Here is a 19,872-nt window from a genome sequence, read left to right on the forward strand (position 1 = left end):
GCCCAAATCCACGCAGGGTCCCGGCACATGCCACCATGAGAACATCCACCAGCAAGAAACAGACAGCGAGCACAAATAGCGGGCACAAAAAACCACCGGACGGGGCGCTCCCCATCCGGCGGTTTTTCTATCAAATTGAGGTTGAGCTAGGAGCTCTTAGTTGAAGACTCAGCTTCGGAAGAATCAGAGTCTTCAGAAGATTCAGCCTTCTCGGATGCCTTCTCGTCAGCGTCCTCTGCAGTCTCAGCTGCGGCAGTCTTCGGAGCGAACTCTGCAGGAGCCGGCTCAATACCCGCGGCAGCCTTCGCCGCAGCGCGACGACCAGCCACCACAAAACCAGCGGCACCCAGCAGAACCAAAATCAGCGCCGTCCACACGTGAATACGAACGCCCCAGAGCATCTCCGAGGTGTCGATACGCAGGAACATCTCAATGAAGAGGCGACCCACACCGTAGTAGAACACGTACAGCCACAGGGTCTGGCCCAGCTTCAGCACGCCCTTCTTGCCCAGCCACAGCAGTAGCGCCACACCCAGCAGGTTCCACAGCGACTCGTACAGGAACGTCGGATGGAACAGCGTACCCGCCGGATACTGCGACGGGAAATTACCGCTCGAAGTGCTAATCTCCAGGCCCCACGGCAGAGTCGTCGGCTTGCCGAACAGCTCCTGGTTGAACCAGTTACCCCAGCGGCCAAACGCCTGAGCCAGCAGAATACCGGGCGCTACCGCATCCGCGAATGCCGGGAAATTCATGCCGTAGCGGCGGCAACCATACCAGGCACCCAACGCACCAACCGACACGGCACCCATGATGCCGATGCCGCCCTCCCAAATCTTCAGGAAAGCCCACGGATCGGCAACATTCGGGCCGAAATAGCTACCCGGGTCGGTAATCAGCACGTGGTAGGCGCGGGCACCAACAATGCCCGCCGGGATAGCCCACATCGCCACGTCAAACACGCGCTCAGGGGTACCGCCCGCCGCCTTCCAACGGCGAGAACCCAACCACAAGCACACCGCCATACCCGCCAAAATACACAGGGCATAGAAATGCACGCGGAACGGGCCCAGCTGCAGATACGAAACGCTCGGAGAGGGAATCGAAGCCAGCACGTTAGCTACCGGCGTGCTCGCCAGCGACAGCAGAACAGACATTAGCCTTCACGCCCCGCCAGCTCACGGGTCAGCTTAGCCACCGCCTCAACACCGCCAGAAGCCAAAGCCTTCACCAGTGCGGTACCGACAATCACGCCGTCCGCGTACTCGCCGATCTCCTCAACGTGGGCACGAGTCGAAACCCCCAGGCCCACGCAGGCACGAGGCGCACCGGCAGCCTTAATGTCCGCAACCAGGGTGCGTGCCGCCTCCGACACGGAGGTGCGGGCACCGGTCACGCCCATGACCGACACGGCGTACACGAAACCGCTCGACGCCTTCGCAATGGTCGCCAGGCGCTCCGGCGACGAAGACAGCGCGGCAAGGAAAATACGATCCAGACCGTACTCGTTCGACGCCTCAAACCATGCCGATGCCTCGTCGGGCACCAGGTCCGGGGTAATCATGCCCGCGCCACCGGCAGCCGCCAGGTCACGCGCAAAGTTCTTCACGCCGTACGCCAGCACCGGGTTCCAGTAAGTCATCACGACGACCACCGCATCGGTAGCCTCGGTGATGCGGCGAACCGCCTCAAACAGCTGAGACAGCTTAAAGCCGTTCTCCAGCGCCACGCCGGTCGCCTTCTGAATCACAGGGCCGTCCATGACCGGATCAGAATAGGGAACGCCCAGCTCGATAATGTCCGCGCCGTTATTGCCCAGGGCAATCGCCGCGTCAATCGACTCGTCCAGGGTCGGGAAGCCCACCGGCAGGTAGCCAATCAGCGCCGCACGGCCCTGCTTCTCGCACTCAGCCAGACGAGCCGCCAGCGGCGAATCGGGGTTAGCAGCCGGGAAAGTGCCATCCAGCACCTCAAACGGTGCCGCCTGAGAAATAGCGTCCTGGTAGCTCATTACTTAGCCTCACTTTCAGCCTGTGCGTTCTCTGCAGCAGCGGATGCGGTAGCTTCCTTATTACCGGTCATCAGGGTCGAGGACGGAATCGCCTTACCCAGGCCGAACCACTTCAGAGCGGTCTCCATGTCCTTATCGCCACGACCCGACAGGCACACAATCATGGTCTTCTCGCGTGCCGCCTCCGGATCCTCAGCAGCCCAACGCTGGCACACGCGCAGCGCACCCGCCAAGGCGTGCGAGGACTCAATCGCCGGGATAATGCCCTCGGTACGGCAGAGCAGGCTCAGCGCGTCCATCGCCTCGGTATCGGTCACCGGCTCGTAGGTCACGCGACCAATATCAGACAGGTAGGAGTGCTCCGGACCCACGCCCGGGTAATCCAGACCAGCAGAAATCGAGTGGGACTCAATGGTCTGGCCGTCCTCATCCTGCATCAGGTAGGTCATCGCGCCGTGCAGCATGCCCGGGCGGCCCAGAGTAATGGTTGCCGCGTGACGACCGGTATCCACACCGTCGCCGCCAGCCTCAAAACCGTAAATCTCAACCGAAGAATCGTCCAAGAACGCGTGGAACAGACCAATCGCGTTCGAACCGCCACCCACGCAGGCAGCAATACCGTCGGGCAGGCGGCCGGTCTCAGCCAGAATCTGCTCGCGTGCCTCCGCACCGATAGCGTCGTGGAAGAAACGCACCATCGCCGGGAACGGGTGCGCACCGGCGGCAGTACCCAGCAGGTAGTGGGTGTTCTCAACGTTCGCAACCCAATCGCGTAGCGCCTCATTAATGGCGTCCTTCAGGGTGCGGGAACCGTTCTGAACCGCAATCACCTTCGCGCCCAGCAGCTGCATACGAGCCACGTTCAGCGACTGACGCTCAGTGTCTTCCTCGCCCATGTAGACCACGCACTCCATGCCGAACAGGGCTGCAGCAGTCGCAGTCGCAACACCGTGCTGACCCGCACCAGTCTCAGCAATCAGACGGGTCTTACCCATGCGCTTAGCCAGCAGAGCCTGACCCAGCACGTTATTAATCTTGTGGCTACCGGTGTGGTTCAGGTCCTCACGCTTAAGGAACACACGCGCACCAGCATGCTCAGAGAACTTCGGAACCTCAGTCAACAGCGACGGACGGTTCGAATACTCAGCGGAAAGACGCTGGAACTCGGCAATGAACTCGGGGTCGTTCTTCGCCTCGTTGAAGGTCGCCTCCAGCTCATCCATGGCGGCAATCAGCGACTCGGGCATCCACCGCCCGCCGTACTCACCAAAATAGGGGCCGGGGGCATTCTTCAACGACTCACCGTTGAGGAAAGCTTCTGCCAGGTTCTCGCTCATCACTATTCCTTCCCTGGATGGTTGCCGCCGGACGCGCACCGCGGGTAGGGCGGGGCATCAGGCCTGATCACAACGAAACACCACGCCAACCGCGGATAGGGCGGGAGGTGTTCACGCATATCCCCCTATAGTACCCGGGCGCGGGCAGTGAACAATACCTTGAGGTGCGCATGACCATTCCTAGGACATGTGACGTTCGCCAGGATGCGGGCGCTCGCGGTATAGGGGGCTCGCTTAGGAAGGTTTAGATGCTGTGAAGGCGCGGCGAGGCGGGGGCACACGAGCGAGGCGGTTCCAGGATGCGGGCGCGGCGAGCTACAGCAGCTCGCGCAGCTCCTCCATCTGCTGAGAAAGCACCGTCGACACGCCACCGCGCATCGACACCCCGTACAGGGTCTCCGCAATCTGCATCGTGCGCTTCTGATGCGTCACCACAATCAGCTGCGAACGCTCCCCCAGCTCACCAATCACCTGCAGCAGGCGAGAGAGGTTGCGGTCATCCAGCGCCGCCTCAACCTCATCCAGGGCGTAGAACGGCGACGGGCGAGACATATAAATCGCAATCAACAGCGCCAGCGAAGCGAGCGAACGCTCACCGCCAGACAGCAACGACAGGCGCTTAACCTTCTTACCCGCCGGGCGCGCGTGAATCTCCACACCCGAATTCAGCGGATCGGACGGGTCGTCCAGCTCAAGGTGGCCCTCGCCTCCCGGGAACAGGGTTTCAAAGATGCGGCGGTAGTGGGTGTTGATGTCCTCCATTGCGGCGGTGAACACCTCCGCAATGTGGCTGCTGACCTCGTCCATGACCGTGTTCAGGTCGCGGCGGGTCGCCTTCAAATCCTCAATCTGCTGGTTCAGGTAGGCGTGGCGTTCGGACAGCGCCTCGTACTCCTCCAGCGCCAGCGGGTTAATGGCGCCCAGCGCCTCCAGTTCGGCGCGGGTCGCCTTGAGGCGAGCGCGGACGTTCTCGGTGGAGGCTTCGGCGGTCTCTGATGCCGTTTCGGTAGCAGTGTTTTCGGAAGCGTCGTTTTCGGAGGCGGCGTTTTCGGAAGCCTCGTCTGCGGGCACGTCAACCGGCAGCTGCTCGGAGTACTCCTCCTCCAGCTGCTCCAGGGTCAAACCGGTCACCAGGCGGGCGCGCTCAGCCAGCGCCTGCACGCGCTCCTGCACGCGCGCCGCCTCCGTCTGGGTGCGTGCCAGCAGGGTCAGTGCCGCCGCGTGCGCCGCCTGCAGATCCTGCACCTCATCGTTCGTGCTGGTCAGGCCCTCCTGGGCGTTCTTCAGGGCGGTGCTCAGCTCGTGCAACTGCTGCTCGCGCTCGCTCACCTGCTCGGCAAGAACCTCACCCAGACGCTGGGCGCGGCGCTCAATCTTTGCCGCCGGTGCCTGCTCCCCCGTGCCCGCCAGGTAGGAATCCTCGCGGGTGCGCGCCGATTCGTAGGCGACGCGCGCCTGCGCCACGGATTCCTCCGCGGCGGTGAGGCGCTCGTTCAGGCGGGCGCGCTCAGCCTGGATGTTCTGCGCAGATGCTTCCAGGGACTCCGCCTGGGCGCGGGCGCGGGCATGCTCGGCGCTCGCCACGCCCGCCGCCTTCGCTGCCTCGCGTTCGGCCTCGACTGCCGCCTCTGCCGCGGTCTGCGCCTGCTGAACCGCATGCTCGGCTTCGTCCAGTTCGGCGCGGGTGCGGGTCACGACCTGGGATGCGGCACGGTAGGCGGCGGCGAGTTCCAGGGGGCTGGCGCCCTCAGCCGGGTAGAGCAGGCTGTAGCGGGTGTGCTCGGTGCCCGCGGGGTCAAAAATACGCCAGATAGTGTTCTGACCTGCGGTTTTGTGGTCGGTGAGCAGGCGCAGGGCAGCCTCTGCGGAGGCGGCATCCGGCGCGAACAGCACGCCCGCCAGACGCTCACCCAGCGCCGCGGTGACGCGCGCCAGGGCGTGCTCGTCAATACCGGCGAGCGCGGCGGCGTCCTCGCTGAGCGGTTCAATGATCTCGGTTGCGGGGCGGATACCCAGCTCGCGCAGTTCAGTGGCGCAGGATTCGGGCAGGGTGGTTTCAGGCAGTTCTGTTGAAAGTTCCTTCGCGGCAGATTCGCCGCTTTCATCCCCCTTACCACCGCGCAGCTGCGACACCTCGGCGTCCTCAACCGGCACACTCAACGCAGCGGTCGCCAGCGAGGTCAGCGCCGCAGATGCGGCACGGGCGTACTCGGGGTCAATCTGCACGGCATCCAGCACGCGCAACAGGCTCGTGCCCTCTGCCTCGGAGGGAGCCTCCACGAGCTCGCCGGTTTCGGGGTCGAAAACCGCCTCCGCAGGATCAGCACCGGGCTCGGCGGGCGCCTCCCCCAGGCTCTGTCCCAGCGCCTCACGCAGGGTTGCGGCACGCTCAGCCGCCGCCGCGTAGGCGCGGGTCGCCTCCACCGCCGCGGCGCGGGCGGCATCCAGCCGGGCCTGCGCGCGGGCACGAGACTGCGCAGCCTCACCCGAAGCGCGCTCGGTCTGCGCGACCTCGCCTGCCGCCTTCTCAACGTTCTTCAGCGCCGCATCGTAGCGCTCCTCAAAGCTGGCGTAGCTTTCCACCGCGCGCTCTGCCTCTTCGCGGCGCTCCTCCAGCAGTTCCAGGGCGCGTTCGTAGCCGGCGCGGGCGGCGGCGGTCGCCTCGGTCAGTTCCACGCGGTAGGTGCGCACACGCTCGGCGGCGATGGACTGCACGGTGCGCACGCGCGCGGCGGACTCGCGCAGGATCGACACGGCCTTCTGGCAGGCGGTGACCTCGGCATTCAGGCGGTTCTGCTCCTGCTGATGCTTAGCGGATGCGGCACGGGCCGACTCCAGCTGTTCTTTCAGGGTTTCGGCGCGTCGGGTACCCTCCGCCTCGGAGGCGAGCGCCTGCGCCTGCTCCGCCTGCAGAACACCCAGCTGACGAGCCAAAAGTACCGCCTCCAACTGGCGGATGCGCGCCTGCAGCTGGCCCGCGGTCGCGGCGGATTCTGCCTGCTCGCTCAGCGGCTGCAGCTGCGAATCCAGCTCGGCAACCAGGTCGCTCAGGCGCGTCAGATTCGACGCCACAGACTCGAGCTTGCGGCTGGTCTTCTCCTGGCGGCGACGATACTTGACCACGCCCGCCGCCTGCTCAATCATGTCGCGGCGCTGCTGCGCGGTGGCGTGCAGGACCGCGTCCAGTTGACCCTGGCCGACGAGCACGTGCATCTGCTGACCCAGGCCCGCCTCAGAGAGCAGGTCTTGAATATCGGATAGGCGCGCTGGGGAGCCGTTAATCTCGTACTCGCTGCCGCCGGAGCGGAACATGGTGCGCGAAATCTGCACCCGATCAGCGGGAATGCTGAGGGTGCCGTCAGAATTATCGAAAGTCAGAGTGACCTTGGCGCGACCCAGGGGCGCACGCTGGGCGCTGTCGCCCGAACCAGCCTCGCCGGAGCCCGCGAAGATGACGTCCTTCATGCTGCCGCCGCGCAGACTCTTCGCGCCCTGCTCGCCCATAACCCACGCGAGCGCATCCAGCACATTGGACTTGCCGGAGCCGTTGGGGCCGACCACGGCGTTAATGCCGGGGGTGAACTCGAAAGTAGTTGCGGAGGCGAAAGACTTGAACCCGCGCAGGGTCAGCGACATCAGGTGCACAAGGGGCCTTTCTGCAGAAGAACTGGTGTGTGCCGGGCACGTTCTGTGGTGCGTGGCGGCATCCCTCTAGTGTACGCGGTGCGGCGGGCGGGCGGCGTGAACGTGCACGGAGTGAAGGGGGTTCAAAGTTCCTCATTGTGCATCATCTTACGCGCGGGGTGAACGGGGGCGTTCATATTGGGTCTATGGATACGGATTCATCCGACCGGTGCGGTAGATTGGAATGAGCATCACGAATTCTGCGGGGCCGCTGTTCGCATCCCCGCGGTTTTTCTATGTATCCCACTGACTTCTATTTTCAAGGGCCACACCATTGTTGAATGCACCCGCCGATAAGGTCGGCACGAACTCTGACATTCGCCACGCTAATGCAGCTCTGCTGTCCATCACCCATGAGCTGCCTCCGGAGGTCGTCACCAGCGACTACTTTGATGAGCAGCTGGCCCAAACCTATAAGCGTCTGCGCATGCCGAAGGGCCTGCTGGAGCGTCTCGCCGGTATTAGCACTCGCCGCGGTTGGGCTGAGGGCCAGACCTTCGAGGACGGCGTGGTTGCCGCAGCTGAGAAGGCTATCGAGCAGGCGGGTATTGACCGTTCCCAGATTGGCCTGCTGATTAACGCTTCGGTGACTCGCGATAACTTTGAGCCCGCCGTGTCTGTGGGTGTGCACGACCGCCTGGATCTGCCGCGTCACGCCCTGAACTTTGACATTACGAACGCCTGCCTGGGCTTCGTGAACGCGATGACCGTCGCCTCCACCATGATTGATGCGGGCGCTATCGACTACGCCCTCATCGTCGCCGGTGAGGACCCCTCCCCGTGGCACCGTACCGCGGTGCGTATTCTGAACAGCCCCGACTCGACCCGCGAGGACGTGCTGGCTCAGTTCGCGACCCTGACCCTCGGTTCGGGTGCGGCGGCGGCCGTGATTGGTCGTGCTGACCGCCACCCGGAGGGTCACCGCATCGTCGGTTCGGTGTCCCGCGCGGGTACCGAGCACCGTAACCTCTGCATTGGTGGCGAGGCTGACCAGGGTATGAACACTGACGCCGAGGGTCTGCTCAAGCACGGCCTGGAGCTGGTGGCGCAGGCGTGGGAGCAGGCGCATCAGGACGGCTGGGAGTGGAACAACATGACTTCCTACGTGACCCACCAGATTTCTAACGCCCACACGAACGCCATTATTGAGGCGGTCGGTATTGAGCGTGAGCGCATCCCCATGACCTTCCCGAAGTGGGGCAATGTGGCTGCGGCGGCTCTGCCGATGACTCTCGCCGAGTGCGCGCCGACCTATAAGAGCGGCGACCGCATTCTGTGCATGGGTGTGGGTTCTGGCCTGAACACTGCCCTGCTTGAGATTCAGTGGTAACCCGGTAGCCAGCAACCTTTAGCAGGTAACCCGTTAGCTTTTGCGGTAGACATTCACCGATTCGATCCGGAAGGATTCCCCCAGCATGCGCCATTTGAACTTCCCTAAGACCCAGCCGCCGTATAACCCGGAGGAATGGGCGGGCGTGAACCCGCGCTACTCCCACCTTCTGGAGGTGCCCACCACCGCCCCCATTGAGTTGCGGGCGCAGCAGGCTGGCGCGCGCCGCTGGCACTACCTGGATAACCTTCCGGTGCTGGTCGAGCAGGGTTTGGAGCCGATTGGCACGATTCTGTGCGTGCACGGTAACCCGACCTGGTCGTACCTGTGGCGTACCGTGCTGGATGCGGGCGTGAATGAGCGCGCCCCGTGGCGTGTGGTGGCGGTTGATCAGATTGATATGGGCTATTCGGAGCGCACCCACCTGGATTTGGAGGGCGAGCGCCGTAGCTTGGAGGACCGCATCGCTGACCTGGGGGACTTCACGAAGGCGCTCGGTCTGGATGAGACCGACAAGCCGCTCGTGACCCTCGCCCACGACTGGGGTGGCTTGGTGTCCTTCGGTTGGGCGCTGGAGCACCGCGAGATTCTTTCGGGCGTGATGCTGACGAACACCGCGGTCTACCATGACGGCATTGAGAATATCCCCGCCGCCCTGCGCCTGGCGTTGGGTGTGCACGAGTGGGGTACTCACGATTCGACCGCGTTTATTGATGTAACCCTGGGCCTGGCTCAGAACGAGGGTCGCCTGCCCGCACCGGGTTCTGCCGGTGCTGGCGCGCTTGATGGTGCCCTGCCGCAGCCGGTGGGCAAGCAGCCCAAGCGCCTGTACCCGAGCCCGCTGAACGAGGCGATTTACCGCACCTACCGTGCGCCGTACGCTCATTCGGCGTGGCGTGAGGGTGTGCGTAATTTTGTGGGTGATATTCCCACCGGTGCCGATGTTCCCTCCTATGCGCCCATGCAGCGTATTGCCGAGCAGATTCGCGGCCTGGATGTGCCCGCGTTCTTCCAGTGGGGTACGAAGGATCCGGTGTTCCAGCGCCGCTACCTGTTCGACCTGATGGAGCGCATGCCGCAGGCAAAGGTGCACCGCTACGAGAAGGCGTCGCACCTGGTCATTGAGGATTACGACATTGCCACCCCCATGATTTCGTGGCTTGCGCAGACCTTCGGCACAAGGGAGGATGGCGCTCTGGTGCCCCCGCACAACGCTGAGGCGGAGCATCGTGCCGCCCGCGCGCGCCGCCACGGTCTGGTTACAGGCGAGAGTGCCGCTGCTGAGGGCGCTGAGGGCACCGCCGCTGAGGGTACCGTTCCCGCGGCATTCCGCCCCATGCTCGTAGCCCTTACCGAACGCGCCAACGACACCTCCGTAGCCGTGGTGGACATGGACCCCAAGGGTGACGGCACCTCCGTGTCCGTGACCCTGACCTGGGCTGAGCTGAACCAGCAGGTCAACGCCGCCGCGACCCGCCTGCACGCCCTGGGCGTGCGCCCGGGCGACCGTGTGAACCTGATGGTGCCTCCGGGTGCCCGCCTGACCACCCTGATTTACGCGTGCATGAAGCTGGGCGCGGTCATTGTGGTGGCTGATACCGGTCTGGGCCTGCCGGGTCTGACTCGCGCGCTGAAGGGCGCTAACCCGAGCTTCCTGGTGGGTATTCCCGCCGCACTCAGTGCCGCCCGTACCCTGCTGTGGCCTGGCGTGCGTATTTCTGTGGAGCCGCTGGGTTCGGTGCAGGAGAAGCTGCTGGGCGTTGCCGGTTCGGTGTTTACCGCGACCGCCGCCGATGGCACTCCGGGTGCGCCGGTGCCCACCCCGACCGTGGTGGAATTCCCCTCCCCCGTGCCGGATGCCGATGCGGCGGTGCTGTACACTTCCGGTTCGACCGGCCCGGCGAAGGGCGTGGTGTACACGCAGCGCCAGCTGGCGGGTATGCGTGATGCCATTGCGAATACGTACGGTTTTGCGCCCGGTAGCGGTCTGGTTGCTGGCTTTGCGCCGTTTGCCCTGTTGGGTCCGGCGCTGGGTGCTACCAGCGTGACCCCGACGATGGATGTGACCCGCCCGAAGACCCTGACGGCTTCTGCTTTGGCCTCGGCTGCGGCGGCTATTGATGCCTCGGTCGTGTTCGCGTCCCCCGCCGCCCTGGTGAATGTGGTAGCGACCGCCGACGAACTGAGCGGCGAGCAGCGTGCGGCGTTGGCTAAGGTTCAGACGGTTCTGAGCGCTGGCGCACCGATTCCCGTTCCCCTGCTGGAGGCGCTCTCTGCCCTGGTGCCGAACGCCTCCCTGCATACCCCGTACGGCATGACCGAGGGCCTGCCGGTGACCGATGTGTCCTTCGAGATGATTCGCCAGGCGATTGCCGAGGGCACCCCGAATGCTGCCGGTGAGGTGCTTGACCCCTTCGCCCGCGACGGCGTGTGCGTTGGTTTCGCGGTGTACGGCGCGGCGGTGGCTATTGCGCCGCTACTGCAGGACGGTTCGGTGGCGGATGAGCTGACCCATGAGCCGGGTGTGACCGGCGAGATTCTGGTGTCGGCACCGCATGTGAAGGACCGCTACGACACCCTGTGGGTCACCGAGGAGCAGTCCATTAGCACTCCGGGTTGGCATCATACCGGTGACGTCGGGCACCTGGATGCTTCGGGTCGCCTGTGGGTTGAGGGTCGCCTCGCCCACGTGCTGCTGACTTCGCAGGGCGTGCTGACTCCGGTGGCTGCCGAGCAGTCCGCCGAGTCGCTGCCCGAGGTGCGCCGCGCCGCCCTGGTCGCGGTGGGTCCTGCCGGTACCGCCGCCCCGGTGCTGGTCATCGAGGCCGCCGCGAACACCGCCGCTTTGGAGGCGCGCCAGTCAGCATCCGCGTTCAAGCGTGCCCTGCTCGATCGCGTGCCCGGCCGCTTCCCCATTGCGGAGGGTGTGGCTCCCTTCGAGCTGTCCCAGCTGGTGCGTCAGAAGGTTGCCGATGATACCGGCGTGGAGCTTGCCGCCGTGCTGGTGGTGCACGAGCATCCGACCGATATTCGCCACAATTCGAAGATTGACCGCCCCGCCCTGGGTGAGTGGGCGTCGAAGGTCCTTGCGGGTGCGTAAGCGCCTGCCGGATCTCTAAGTCTAAGGAGTATGATGTCCCCTCATTCTTCGCGTGAGTCCTCTTCCCACGAGCATGCATCCCGTCTGCCCGCGTCCCGTCTGTCGACTGCGCATGCGGTGACCTCCCCGACGGCTCGGTTCCGCAAGCCTGCGCAGCCGCTGGCAGCGCGCTACACCGACCCCGCCCCGCGTTCGCTGCGCCCGATTGAGGAGCCCGATTTCGCGCCGCGTATTGGCGAGCGCATCCTCTTTACCGGTGCGAGCGGTCTGCTCGGTCGTGAGAGCGTGCTGGCGTTGCTGCGTGCGGGCTATGATGTGCGCGTTTTTCAGCGTGGCGATTCGGGTATTGCGGCTCTGCTGCCGGATTCGGTGCGCCCGCGTTTTGAGCAGGTGCGCGGCGATATTACGAACGCGCAGGCTGTTGATTTGGCGATGACCGGCGTGAACGGCGTGGTGCATGCCGCGGCGAAGGTTTCGGTCAGCGGCGAGTGGGCTGATTATGAGCGCATCAATATTAAGGGCACCCGCACTCTGCTGCAGGCGGCGCTGAATCACTCGGTGGGTTCGTTCCTGTACATTTCCTCGCCGTCGGTGGCTCATGCCGGTGCGGCGATTGTGGGTGACGGTGCCGGCGTGGCGTCCCCGGAGCATGCGCGCGGCAACTACGCCCGTTCGAAGGCCGCCGCCGAGCTCCTTGCCCTGGAGGCGAACGGCACTGCCCTGCCCGGTGGCGGGGTTTTGCGCGTGGGTGCGTTGCGTCCTCACCTGATGTGGGGTCCGGGCGATACCCAGCTGGTCGAGCGTATTCTGGAGCGTTCCGCCGCGGGCCGTCTGCCGCTGCTCTCTGGCGGTACGGGCCTGATTGACACGCTCTACATTGATAACGCCGCGGATGCCGTGGTGCGCGGCTATCAGCGCCTCGACGCTTTTGCGGGCCGGGCGCTGGTGGTGACGAACGGTCAGCCGCGCACTATCGCTGAACTACTGGGTGGTTTCTGTGAGGCGGTGGGCGTTCCCGCCCCGCGTTTCTCGGTTCCGGCGAAGGTTGCGGCTCTGGCGGGTAAGGTCATTGAGCGCGTCTGGGAGCGTCTGCCGAAGAACGTAACCGCCGGTGATGAGCCGCCGATGACGGAGTTCCTCGCCGAGCAGCTGTCGACCGCGCACTGGTTTGATCAGCGCCGCACTCGCGAGCTTCTGCAGTGGGAGCCCTCCGTGTCGATTGAGGAAGGCTACGAGCGCCTGGGCCTGTTCTACGGCGATAAGTACAGGCGATAGGTACAGCCGCTAGCTGCTTCTTTTCGGACCGGCTCCCCCAGCCCTTTCCTATCCCAGCTTTAAACGAATGACGGCGTAGCTACATCCCCCGTATGGGAGGAACGTAGCTACGCCGTCATTTTTGCGCCGGATCGTCTATCTAGCGTGATGCTTTACGGAGTTTTTATCTAGCCTGCGCCTATACCTATCGAGAGCGCGGCGCCCGCTGGCAGTGCGGGCAGCGGTAGGAGGAACGGTTCTGGAACGGCTCGCGCACGATCAGGGAGGTGCAGCCCGCCTCCGCGCACCGGTGGCAGGGCTCCCCCGCTCGCCCGTAGGCGTTCAGCGAGCGCTCGAAATAGCCCGATTCGCCCAGCACGTTCACATACAGGGCGTCGAAGCTCGTGCCACCCGCCGCCAGGGACTCGCGCAGCACATCCGTCACCGCCTCCAGCAGTTCGCGGGTCTGCGCGGCGCTCAGGGTGCGCGCGGGCTTCGCGTAGTGCAACCGCGCACGCCATAGCGCCTCGTCAGCGTAAATATTACCCACCCCGGAGATTACCGACTGATCCAGCAGCACCTTCTTAATGCCGCTGGAGGTGCGCAGGAACTTGCGGCGCACCGCCGCGGGGTCGAAGAACTCATCCAGCGGGTCGCGGGCAATGTGCTTGACCGCCTCGGGTACCAGAAAGCGCTCGGGTACTTCGCCCAGCGATGCTTCACCCGCCGCCGCGGGTACGTCCGGTACAAGCGGGCTGAGGAACATGCCGCCGAAAATGCGCTGATCCACGAAGAGCAACCGCTGACCTGCACCCGCCGCGCCGCTGGTAGCTCCTGATGGTCCCAGTTCCAGCGCCACGCGTAGGTGCCGTGGCTCCGCATCAAACGCCGCGCGAGCCTCCGCCTCGCTGGCCGAATCGCTCTCCGAAGCTTCACCCGGCTCATCGCGCACGAGCAGCTGACCGCTCATGCCCAGATGCACCACGAGTGCCTCATCGGCAAGCGTGCCGTCCGGCTCGCTTAGGGTCAGCCACAGATACTTGCCGCGACGGTAGGCACCGCGCAGCACCCTGCCGGTGAGTGCCGCCTCGAAGTGGGCGGGACCGGGCAGGTGCCTGCGTAGCGAACGGGCATCGACCACGCGCACCGACCGCACGGGGCGGCTCAGCGAATGGTCGGCAATACCCGCACGGACGGTTTCTACTTCGGGCAGTTCGGGCATGGGTTCTCTCCCTTCAACGGCCCGCGGGTAATGCGGCGGGCCTAAACCAGAACGCGGTACGCCTGCTCAGCGGCAAGACGCTCCGCCTCCTTCTTGCTCGGGCCCACACCGGTACCGGTCTGCTGGTTCGCCACAATAGCGACCGCAGTGTACACGCGCGCGTGATCGGGGCCCTCGCCGGTAACCTCGTAGCGCACGTCTCCCCAACCGCGGGCGGTGGCGAGGTTCAGCAGCTCGGTCTTCCAGTCGCGTCCAGAGTTCAGGACCTTCTCATCATCGAGCAGCGGCGCAATCAGGCGTAGCACCAGGTCACGAGCCGCCTCGCGACCGCACTCCAGGTAGGTCAGGCCGAAAATCGCCTCCATGGTGTCGGCAAGGATCGAGTCCTTATCGGCGCCGCCGGTGTGAATCTCGCCCTTACCGAGCAGGATGTACTTGCCCAGGTCCAGGTCGCGTGCCACCTTCGCCAACGCCACCGTCGACACCACCACGTGGTGCAGCTTCACGAGCTCACCCTCGGGCAGCTCGGGGTAGCGTCGGTACACTTCTTCAGCAATCGCCAGGGAAAGCACCGAATCGCCCAGGAACTCCAGGCGCTCGTTATGCTCCACTCCGGGGTTCTCGAAGGCGTAGGAACGGTGGGTTAGGGATAGCAAAAACGTCTCGGCGTCGATATCGACCCCGAGACGTTTACGCAACTCCCTAGTATCAACACTAGGAAATTCAGTCATAAGGATTCACCGCTTCTTAGGCGTCTGCAACCTTACGGCCCTTGTACTCCAGGAACAGGGCGTTGCCTGCAGCGTCGGTTACAACCTTTGCCTGGTGGGGCAGGCTGTAGGTCACGCGACCGTTCTCAACGGTCTTAACCAGCTGGGGCACGGATGCCTTCCACTGGGAACGGCGTGCGCGGGTGTTAGCGCGGGACATCTTGCGCTTGGGAACAGCCACAGCTATCTCACAATCTCTAGTAACAACAATTTAGTTTTCGGTATCTGCGCCGAGCAGGCCCTGCAGGGCCGACCAGCGCGGATCCAACACCTCGTGATGATGCCCGGGGTCATCCTCCAGGCGCGCACCGCAATCGGCGCACAGACCCTGGCAGGTGTCCCTACAAACAGGCTGGAACGGCAGTTGAAGGATTACTGCGTCCCGCAGAGCCGGTTCAAGGTCGATCGAATCATCCTCAACGGCGTACTGCTCATCTACTTCATCTTCGGGGCCGCCAGCCGGGGCCTTCTCAAAGACGAAAAGCTCTTGAATATTGGCCGACATCTCGTAATCAATCGGATCCAAGCAGAGGCTACACTCGCCGTGTACATCCACAACGACGGAGCCGGTAACTAGGATACCATCAACAACAGACTCCATACGAATATCGAGGTCAATATCCGAACCCTCTTCCACGCCGATGAGCGTGTTACCCAGGTCTGCCGGTGCGGGCAGAACCTCGGTGAGAGTTTCCATGGTGCCGGGGCGGTGAATCAGGTTAGTGACCGATACCACCAGCGGCGATGCGTCTGTACGTGAAATGGCGTTTCTCCTTACGAAATGTATAAACCAAAGTCCCATTTTAGGGGTCATTCGCACCGTTAATCAAGATTAAGCACCGTTTAAATCTCGTTAAGTGGCGCTCACCTCTTAAATATCCCCTTAAGGAGGCGCCGCGCGGCACTTAACAGCCGGTCGGGGCTACTACAGGGGCGGTAAGCTCCCTGTCGGCGGTGCGGGTGCACCGGGCGGGCAGGCTCTCTAACGCCCCAAGACCCGGCTTAACTAGGCGTTTTTCAGAGCGCGGGCGACCGCCTCCGGCACGAAGGGAGTCACGTCACCACCCAGCGAAGCCACCTCACGAATAATCGTGGACGACACCGCACCGTAGCGGTCCTCACCCGCCAAAAACACCGTCTCAACCTGCGCCAGGTGGCGGTTCATGCTCGCCATTGGCGCCTCATAGCTGTAGTCCGTCGCCGAACGCAGACCCTTCACCAGCACCTTCGCGCCACGCTCCGCCGCGTACTCGGCAAGCAGCACGCCCGGCGGAATCGGCTCTACGCTCACACCCTCAATGCCGAGCTCCTGCAGGGACTCACGCACCAGCTGCACGCGCTCATCCAGCGAGAAGCGGTACTTCTTGGCGCTATTGTGCGCCACGCCCACAATCACCTCGTCAAAGAGCTGAGCGGCGCGGGCAATAATCTCCAGGTGGCCGTGGTGCACGGGGTCAAAAGATCCGGGGCAGAGGGCAATCATGGCGGTCCCTTCACGAATAAATATCGGACGTTGGAATGACTAGATGCGGGAGGGTTAGAGGGGTTGAGTTCGCGGGGGTTACGCGAGCGCAGGGTTACGCGAGCTCGGGCTTAGGCTGCGAGCTCTTCAGCGTCCTCGCCGGGCTCAAGGTTCGCGCCGGGCTCGTCGCCCGCCTGTTCCTCCGCTTCGTCAGGCTCCACATAGTAGAGCACCGTCTCGCCGTGCTGGCGCGTCGAAAAACAGTACAGGCCCTCGCCCCACACCGGCTCGGGGTCGCGCGAAGAACGCTCCACCACGACCACGGCGCCCTCGGCAAGCTTGGGGGTCAGCGCCTCCATCAGCTCGCTGACCTGCTCGTTCGGCATGGCGTAGGGCGGGTCAACAAACACCAGGTCCCACGGGCCGGAGGCGGACTTCACGTAGGTCAGCGCCTGCGACTGCTGCACGCGCGTAGAGCTAGAGCCGGTGCGACCCATCGCTTTCTCCACGGCGGCAACGTTCTTGCGAATCACCGCAACAGCCTTCGGGTAGGTATCCAGCAGAGTCACGGAGGCGGCACCGCGGGAGAGCGCCTCGCACCCGAGCGCACCCGAGCCGCCGAAAGCGTCCAGCACGCGGGCGCCGCGAATAATGTCGTAGCTCTCCAGCTTGGAGAAGAGGGATTCCTTCACCCGGTCGGTGGTGGGGCGAGTATTATCCCCCGGAACCGAGGCAAGGCGAACGCCTCCGGCGGCACCGGAAATAATACGGCTCATAGGGTCTCTCCTCTGAAGTAGTAAACAGCTAGGTGGTGTGTTGCAGTTGTTATTTATACGCGTTTATGCGCGGGCAGTTCGAGAGGCGGGCGTTCTCCCCTATCGGGCGCCTATCCCCTACCGAGGAACGCCTCACGGTCAGCGTCCAGGGCGCGGTCAATCGTGCGCGCCAGCGACGGATGCTTTGCCAGCGTCGGGTCCTTCTCAACCACCGAGCGGGCGTCCTCGCGGGCACGCTCAATAATGTCGGCATCGGCGAGCGCCCGCAGGAACCGCAGGGTACTCTTCGAGCCCGATTGTGCAGCACCCAGAATATCACCCTCACGGCGCTGTGCCAGGTCAATGCGGGAGAGCTCAAAGCCGTCCGTGGTGGAGGCGACCGCATCCAGGCGCTCGCGGGACACGCCGCCCTCCTCCTGGCGGGTGACGAGCAGGCAGGTGCCCGCGTAACCGCCGCGGCCCACACGACCGCGCAGCTGGTGCAGGCCCGAGATGCCGAAGCGGTCGGCATCCATGATGATCATGAGGGTGGCGTTCGGGACGTTCACGCCCACCTCAATGACGGTGGTGCTGATGAGCAGGTCAATTTCGCCGCGCTCAAAAGCGGTCATGACGGCGGTCTTCTCTGCCGGGTCCATGCGGCCGTGCAGGGTGCCGATGCGCACGCCGACGAGGGCGTCCTCTGCGCTCAGGTAGGCGTACATGGAGGCCACGGAGGTCAGCTGAACCTTGCCGTCGCTGCTGGCGCTACCGCCCTGACCGAAATAGCCCTGGGCAGTACTGCCCGCACCGGCACCGCTCAGGCTGGATGCGCCAAAGAACGCCGCGCCTTCCTCCAGGCTGTCGCCGTCCTCCCCAATTTTGGGTACGACAACATACACCTGGTGGCCCGCGTCGATTTCTTCGCGGGCACGCCTCCACAGGCGGGACGCCCAGGCGGGCTTCTCAGCGAGGGGCACCACGTGGGTCGAGATTTTCTGTCGACCCGCGGGCAGGGTGTCAAGCACAGACACGTCCAGGTCGCCAAACACGGTCATGGCGACGGTACGCGGAATGGGCGTTGCGGTCATGACCAGGCGGTGCGGCAGGGCGCCGTCGGTACCGCGCAGACCGTCGCGTTGCTCCACGCCGAAGCGGTGCTGCTCATCCACGACGACCAGGCCCAGGTCGTGGAAGCGCACATCGTCAGAGAGCAGGGCGTGGGTACCAATCACGATCTGGGCGGTGCCGTCGGCAAGCTCCTGCAGTACCTTGCGCTTAGCGCGGGTACCCATGGAGGCGGTCAGCAAGCGCACGCGCACGCGACCGGATTCTTCCCCGCCCTCCTCGGGAGTTCCCTCGGCAGAACCGTCAGTATCTTCGGGCGCGGCCATGTCCCCCAGGATGTCCAGCACCGAACGCAAATGCTGCTCGGCAAGCACCTCGGTCGGGGCGAGCATTGCGGACTGGCCGCCCGCATCGGCAACCTGCAGCATGGCGCGCAAAGCCACCACGGTCTTACCGGAACCCACATCGCCCTGCAGCAGGCGGTTCATGGGCGATTCGCTCGACAGGTCGGCGGCAATCTCAGCACCCACCTTCTGCTGCCCCTCGGTCAGCTCGTAGGGCAGAACCTGAAGCAGCTGATCGGCGAGTCCGCCCTCCACGGCGGGGCGCGGCTGGGTCAGGTGCGCGGCACGCACCGAATGCAGGCGGGCGAGCGCGCTCTGCAACACGAACGCCTCGCGGTAACGCATCTGCGCCTGCGCGGCACGCCACGTGTCCTCCGAGTCGGGGGTGTGCAGGGCGCGGTACGTCCACTCCAGCGACGGCACCTTGCGGGCGCGACGAATCGTGTACGGCACCGGGTCTTCGAGCTCTTTGAGCGGAACCTTTTCGAGTAGCTGCGCCATGTAGCCGCTAATGCGGTCGGTGGGCAGCTTCACGGGGGCACGGTAGACGGGCACGGGGGCGGTGGCGGCGTCAGTGACATCCGCACCGGAGGCGTCCTTCGAGAGCAGGGCGTAGTGCGGGTTGGTGAGGGTGTATTCGCCGCGGTAGATGCCGACCCTGCCGGAGAACATCATGGTTTCGCCCTCGTGGATTTCGCGGGCGGCGGTCCAGGCGTTGAAGAAGGAGAGCTTCATCTGCGAGCCGATAAGCGCACCGGCTGACGCGCCGACTGACGTGCCGGGGCTGGGTGCGGGCACGCCAAAGAGACCTCCCTGCACGAAGCTATCCTGTGCGAAGCTATCCTGGCTGAACGAATCCTGGCCGTAGCTGTCTGCGTAGCCGCTATAGGAGGCGGGCTGGGCTCCCCAGCCCTGGGTGGGAATCTGCGCGGCGGGGTTCGGGGCGGCGGGGTTCTGAGTGGCGTTAGCGAGCGCGTTGATGCGCGGGTTGTGCATCCCGGTTGCCTGCCAGGTCTGCGCGGGTACGCCGGATGCGCCGGGGTGGTTAGCGCGCCCTGGCACCACGGATACGGGACCGCCAGCCCCGAAGCCAGCGGCACCAAAACCGGCGGGTGCATCCTGCCCGGTTGCGTCGGAGAGCCGGTCGGTGATGGTCACTTCCGTGATTTTGCCGCGGCGCGCCGCCATGGTTCGGGTACTCACGTGCACCACGCGGGCAATGATGGTGACGTCCTGACCTTCGACGAGCTCGGCAAAGGAGCTGAGCTCACCGCGCGGCAGGTACTTGCGCGGGAAGTACTCGAGCATCTCCCCGACGGTATGCAGGCCCAGGTGCGTGGAGATTGCTTTGGCGCTGGGCGCGGGCAGGTACTTTTTGAGCGGCGCATTTTCGATGCGGTCTTCGGAGGCGTAACGCGCCAGGGCACGGCTCTTAGCCTCCGCGGCGGCTGAGGCGGAGGCTGCAGTGGGCTTCTCAGCCGCAGCTTTCTGAGTAGTAGCTTTCTTAGTAGCTGTCTTCTTCGTGGAAGCTTTCT

The 19,872-nt window shown here is 64.5% G+C and carries 14 protein-coding genes; 3 read left to right on the forward strand and 11 right to left on the reverse strand.

The window, feature by feature from the left end:
* Window positions 1-146: 146 nt before the first annotated feature.
* From lgt to QZ540_RS05615, 4 genes are all read right to left on the reverse strand, one after another.
* On the reverse strand, window positions 147-1,157 hold the full coding sequence (gene lgt, locus QZ540_RS05600; protein WP_294628319.1) for a prolipoprotein diacylglyceryl transferase: 1,011 nt from the start codon (window positions 1,155-1,157) through the stop codon (window positions 147-149).
* On the reverse strand, window positions 1,157-2,011 hold the full coding sequence (trpA, locus tag QZ540_RS05605; protein ID WP_294628321.1) for a tryptophan synthase subunit alpha: 855 nt from the start codon (window positions 2,009-2,011) through the stop codon (window positions 1,157-1,159). Before trpA ends, lgt begins: the two co-directional genes overlap by 1 nt.
* Window positions 2,011-3,348, reverse strand: coding sequence for a tryptophan synthase subunit beta (trpB, locus tag QZ540_RS05610; RefSeq protein WP_294628323.1), 1,338 nt, complete (start codon window positions 3,346-3,348; stop codon window positions 2,011-2,013). The genes trpA and trpB overlap by 1 nt, the downstream gene beginning before the upstream one ends.
* A gap of 315 nt (window positions 3,349-3,663) precedes the next feature.
* Entirely contained in the window at window positions 3,664-6,984 is a 3,321-nt protein-coding gene (locus tag QZ540_RS05615; protein ID WP_294628338.1) for a chromosome segregation SMC family protein, read from the reverse strand.
* A 322-nt stretch (window positions 6,985-7,306) separates the two neighbouring features.
* Here QZ540_RS05615 and QZ540_RS05620 point away from each other — a divergent pair, with 322 nt between their 5' ends.
* The 3 genes from QZ540_RS05620 (at window position 7,307) to QZ540_RS05630 (ending at window position 12,737) form a co-directional block, all read left to right on the forward strand.
* On the forward strand, window positions 7,307-8,362 hold the full coding sequence (locus QZ540_RS05620; RefSeq protein ID WP_294628325.1) for a 3-oxoacyl-ACP synthase III: 1,056 nt from the start codon (window positions 7,307-7,309) through the stop codon (window positions 8,360-8,362).
* A gap of 85 nt (window positions 8,363-8,447) precedes the next feature.
* Window positions 8,448-11,462, forward strand: coding sequence for an alpha/beta fold hydrolase (locus tag QZ540_RS05625; RefSeq protein WP_294628327.1), 3,015 nt, complete (start codon window positions 8,448-8,450; stop codon window positions 11,460-11,462).
* A 33-nt stretch (window positions 11,463-11,495) separates the two neighbouring features.
* The gene (locus QZ540_RS05630) at window positions 11,496-12,737 is read left to right on the forward strand and encodes an NAD(P)-dependent oxidoreductase (RefSeq protein ID WP_294628340.1); all 1,242 of its coding nucleotides are present in this window, start codon (window positions 11,496-11,498) and stop codon (window positions 12,735-12,737) included.
* Window positions 12,738-12,921: 184 nt separating this feature from the next.
* Here QZ540_RS05630 and mutM read toward each other — a convergent pair whose 3' ends face one another.
* The 7 genes from mutM to QZ540_RS05665 form a co-directional block, all read right to left on the reverse strand.
* Window positions 12,922-13,938, reverse strand: coding sequence for a bifunctional DNA-formamidopyrimidine glycosylase/DNA-(apurinic or apyrimidinic site) lyase (gene mutM, locus QZ540_RS05635; protein WP_294628329.1), 1,017 nt, complete (start codon window positions 13,936-13,938; stop codon window positions 12,922-12,924).
* 41 nt (window positions 13,939-13,979) lie between these two features.
* On the reverse strand, window positions 13,980-14,669 hold the full coding sequence (gene rnc / locus QZ540_RS05640) for a ribonuclease III (protein WP_294628331.1): 690 nt from the start codon (window positions 14,667-14,669) through the stop codon (window positions 13,980-13,982).
* Between the two features lie 16 nt (window positions 14,670-14,685).
* Window positions 14,686-14,889 (reverse strand): 50S ribosomal protein L32, encoded by a 204-nt coding sequence (rpmF, locus tag QZ540_RS05645; protein ID WP_005505656.1) that lies wholly within the window; start codon window positions 14,887-14,889, stop codon window positions 14,686-14,688.
* A gap of 30 nt (window positions 14,890-14,919) precedes the next feature.
* Complete coding sequence (locus QZ540_RS05650; protein WP_363279941.1) at window positions 14,920-15,528, reverse strand: DUF177 domain-containing protein; 609 nt, start codon at window positions 15,526-15,528, stop codon at window positions 14,920-14,922.
* Window positions 15,529-15,714: 186 nt separating this feature from the next.
* Window positions 15,715-16,191 (reverse strand): pantetheine-phosphate adenylyltransferase, encoded by a 477-nt coding sequence (coaD, locus tag QZ540_RS05655; protein WP_070605415.1) that lies wholly within the window; start codon window positions 16,189-16,191, stop codon window positions 15,715-15,717.
* A 110-nt stretch (window positions 16,192-16,301) separates the two neighbouring features.
* The gene (gene rsmD / locus QZ540_RS05660) at window positions 16,302-16,946 is read right to left on the reverse strand and encodes a 16S rRNA (guanine(966)-N(2))-methyltransferase RsmD (RefSeq protein WP_294628334.1); all 645 of its coding nucleotides are present in this window, start codon (window positions 16,944-16,946) and stop codon (window positions 16,302-16,304) included.
* 110 nt (window positions 16,947-17,056) lie between these two features.
* Window positions 17,057-19,872: ATP-dependent DNA helicase RecG (locus QZ540_RS05665; protein ID WP_294628336.1), on the reverse strand; the 2,816-nt coding region annotated here is incomplete at its 5' end.

It is taken from the genome of uncultured Rothia sp. (assembly GCF_916049665.1).
GTDB lineage: Bacteria > Actinomycetota > Actinomycetes > Actinomycetales > Micrococcaceae > Rothia.

Bases quoted from the DNA above. Each gene is read 5' to 3' on its own strand.
- coaD (WP_070605415.1), bottom strand. From the start codon at position 16,191: ATGATTGCCCTCTGCCCCGGATCTTTTGACCCCGTGCACCACGGCCAC.
- trpA (WP_294628321.1), bottom strand. From the start codon at position 2,011: ATGAGCTACCAGGACGCTATTTCTCAGGCGGCACCGTTTGAGGTGCTG.
- QZ540_RS05615 (WP_294628338.1), bottom strand. From the start codon at position 6,984: ATGTCGCTGACCCTGCGCGGGTTCAAGTCTTTCGCCTCCGCAACTACT.
- lgt (WP_294628319.1), bottom strand. From the start codon at position 1,157: ATGTCTGTTCTGCTGTCGCTGGCGAGCACGCCGGTAGCTAACGTGCTG.
- rsmD (WP_294628334.1), bottom strand. From the start codon at position 16,946: ATGAGCCGTATTATTTCCGGTGCCGCCGGAGGCGTTCGCCTTGCCTCG.
- rnc (WP_294628331.1), bottom strand. From the start codon at position 14,669: ATGACTGAATTTCCTAGTGTTGATACTAGGGAGTTGCGTAAACGTCTC.
- QZ540_RS05630 (WP_294628340.1), top strand. From the start codon at position 11,496: ATGTCCCCTCATTCTTCGCGTGAGTCCTCTTCCCACGAGCATGCATCC.
- mutM (WP_294628329.1), bottom strand. From the start codon at position 13,938: ATGCCCGAACTGCCCGAAGTAGAAACCGTCCGTGCGGGTATTGCCGAC.
- trpB (WP_294628323.1), bottom strand. From the start codon at position 3,348: ATGAGCGAGAACCTGGCAGAAGCTTTCCTCAACGGTGAGTCGTTGAAG.
- QZ540_RS05625 (WP_294628327.1), top strand. From the start codon at position 8,448: ATGCGCCATTTGAACTTCCCTAAGACCCAGCCGCCGTATAACCCGGAG.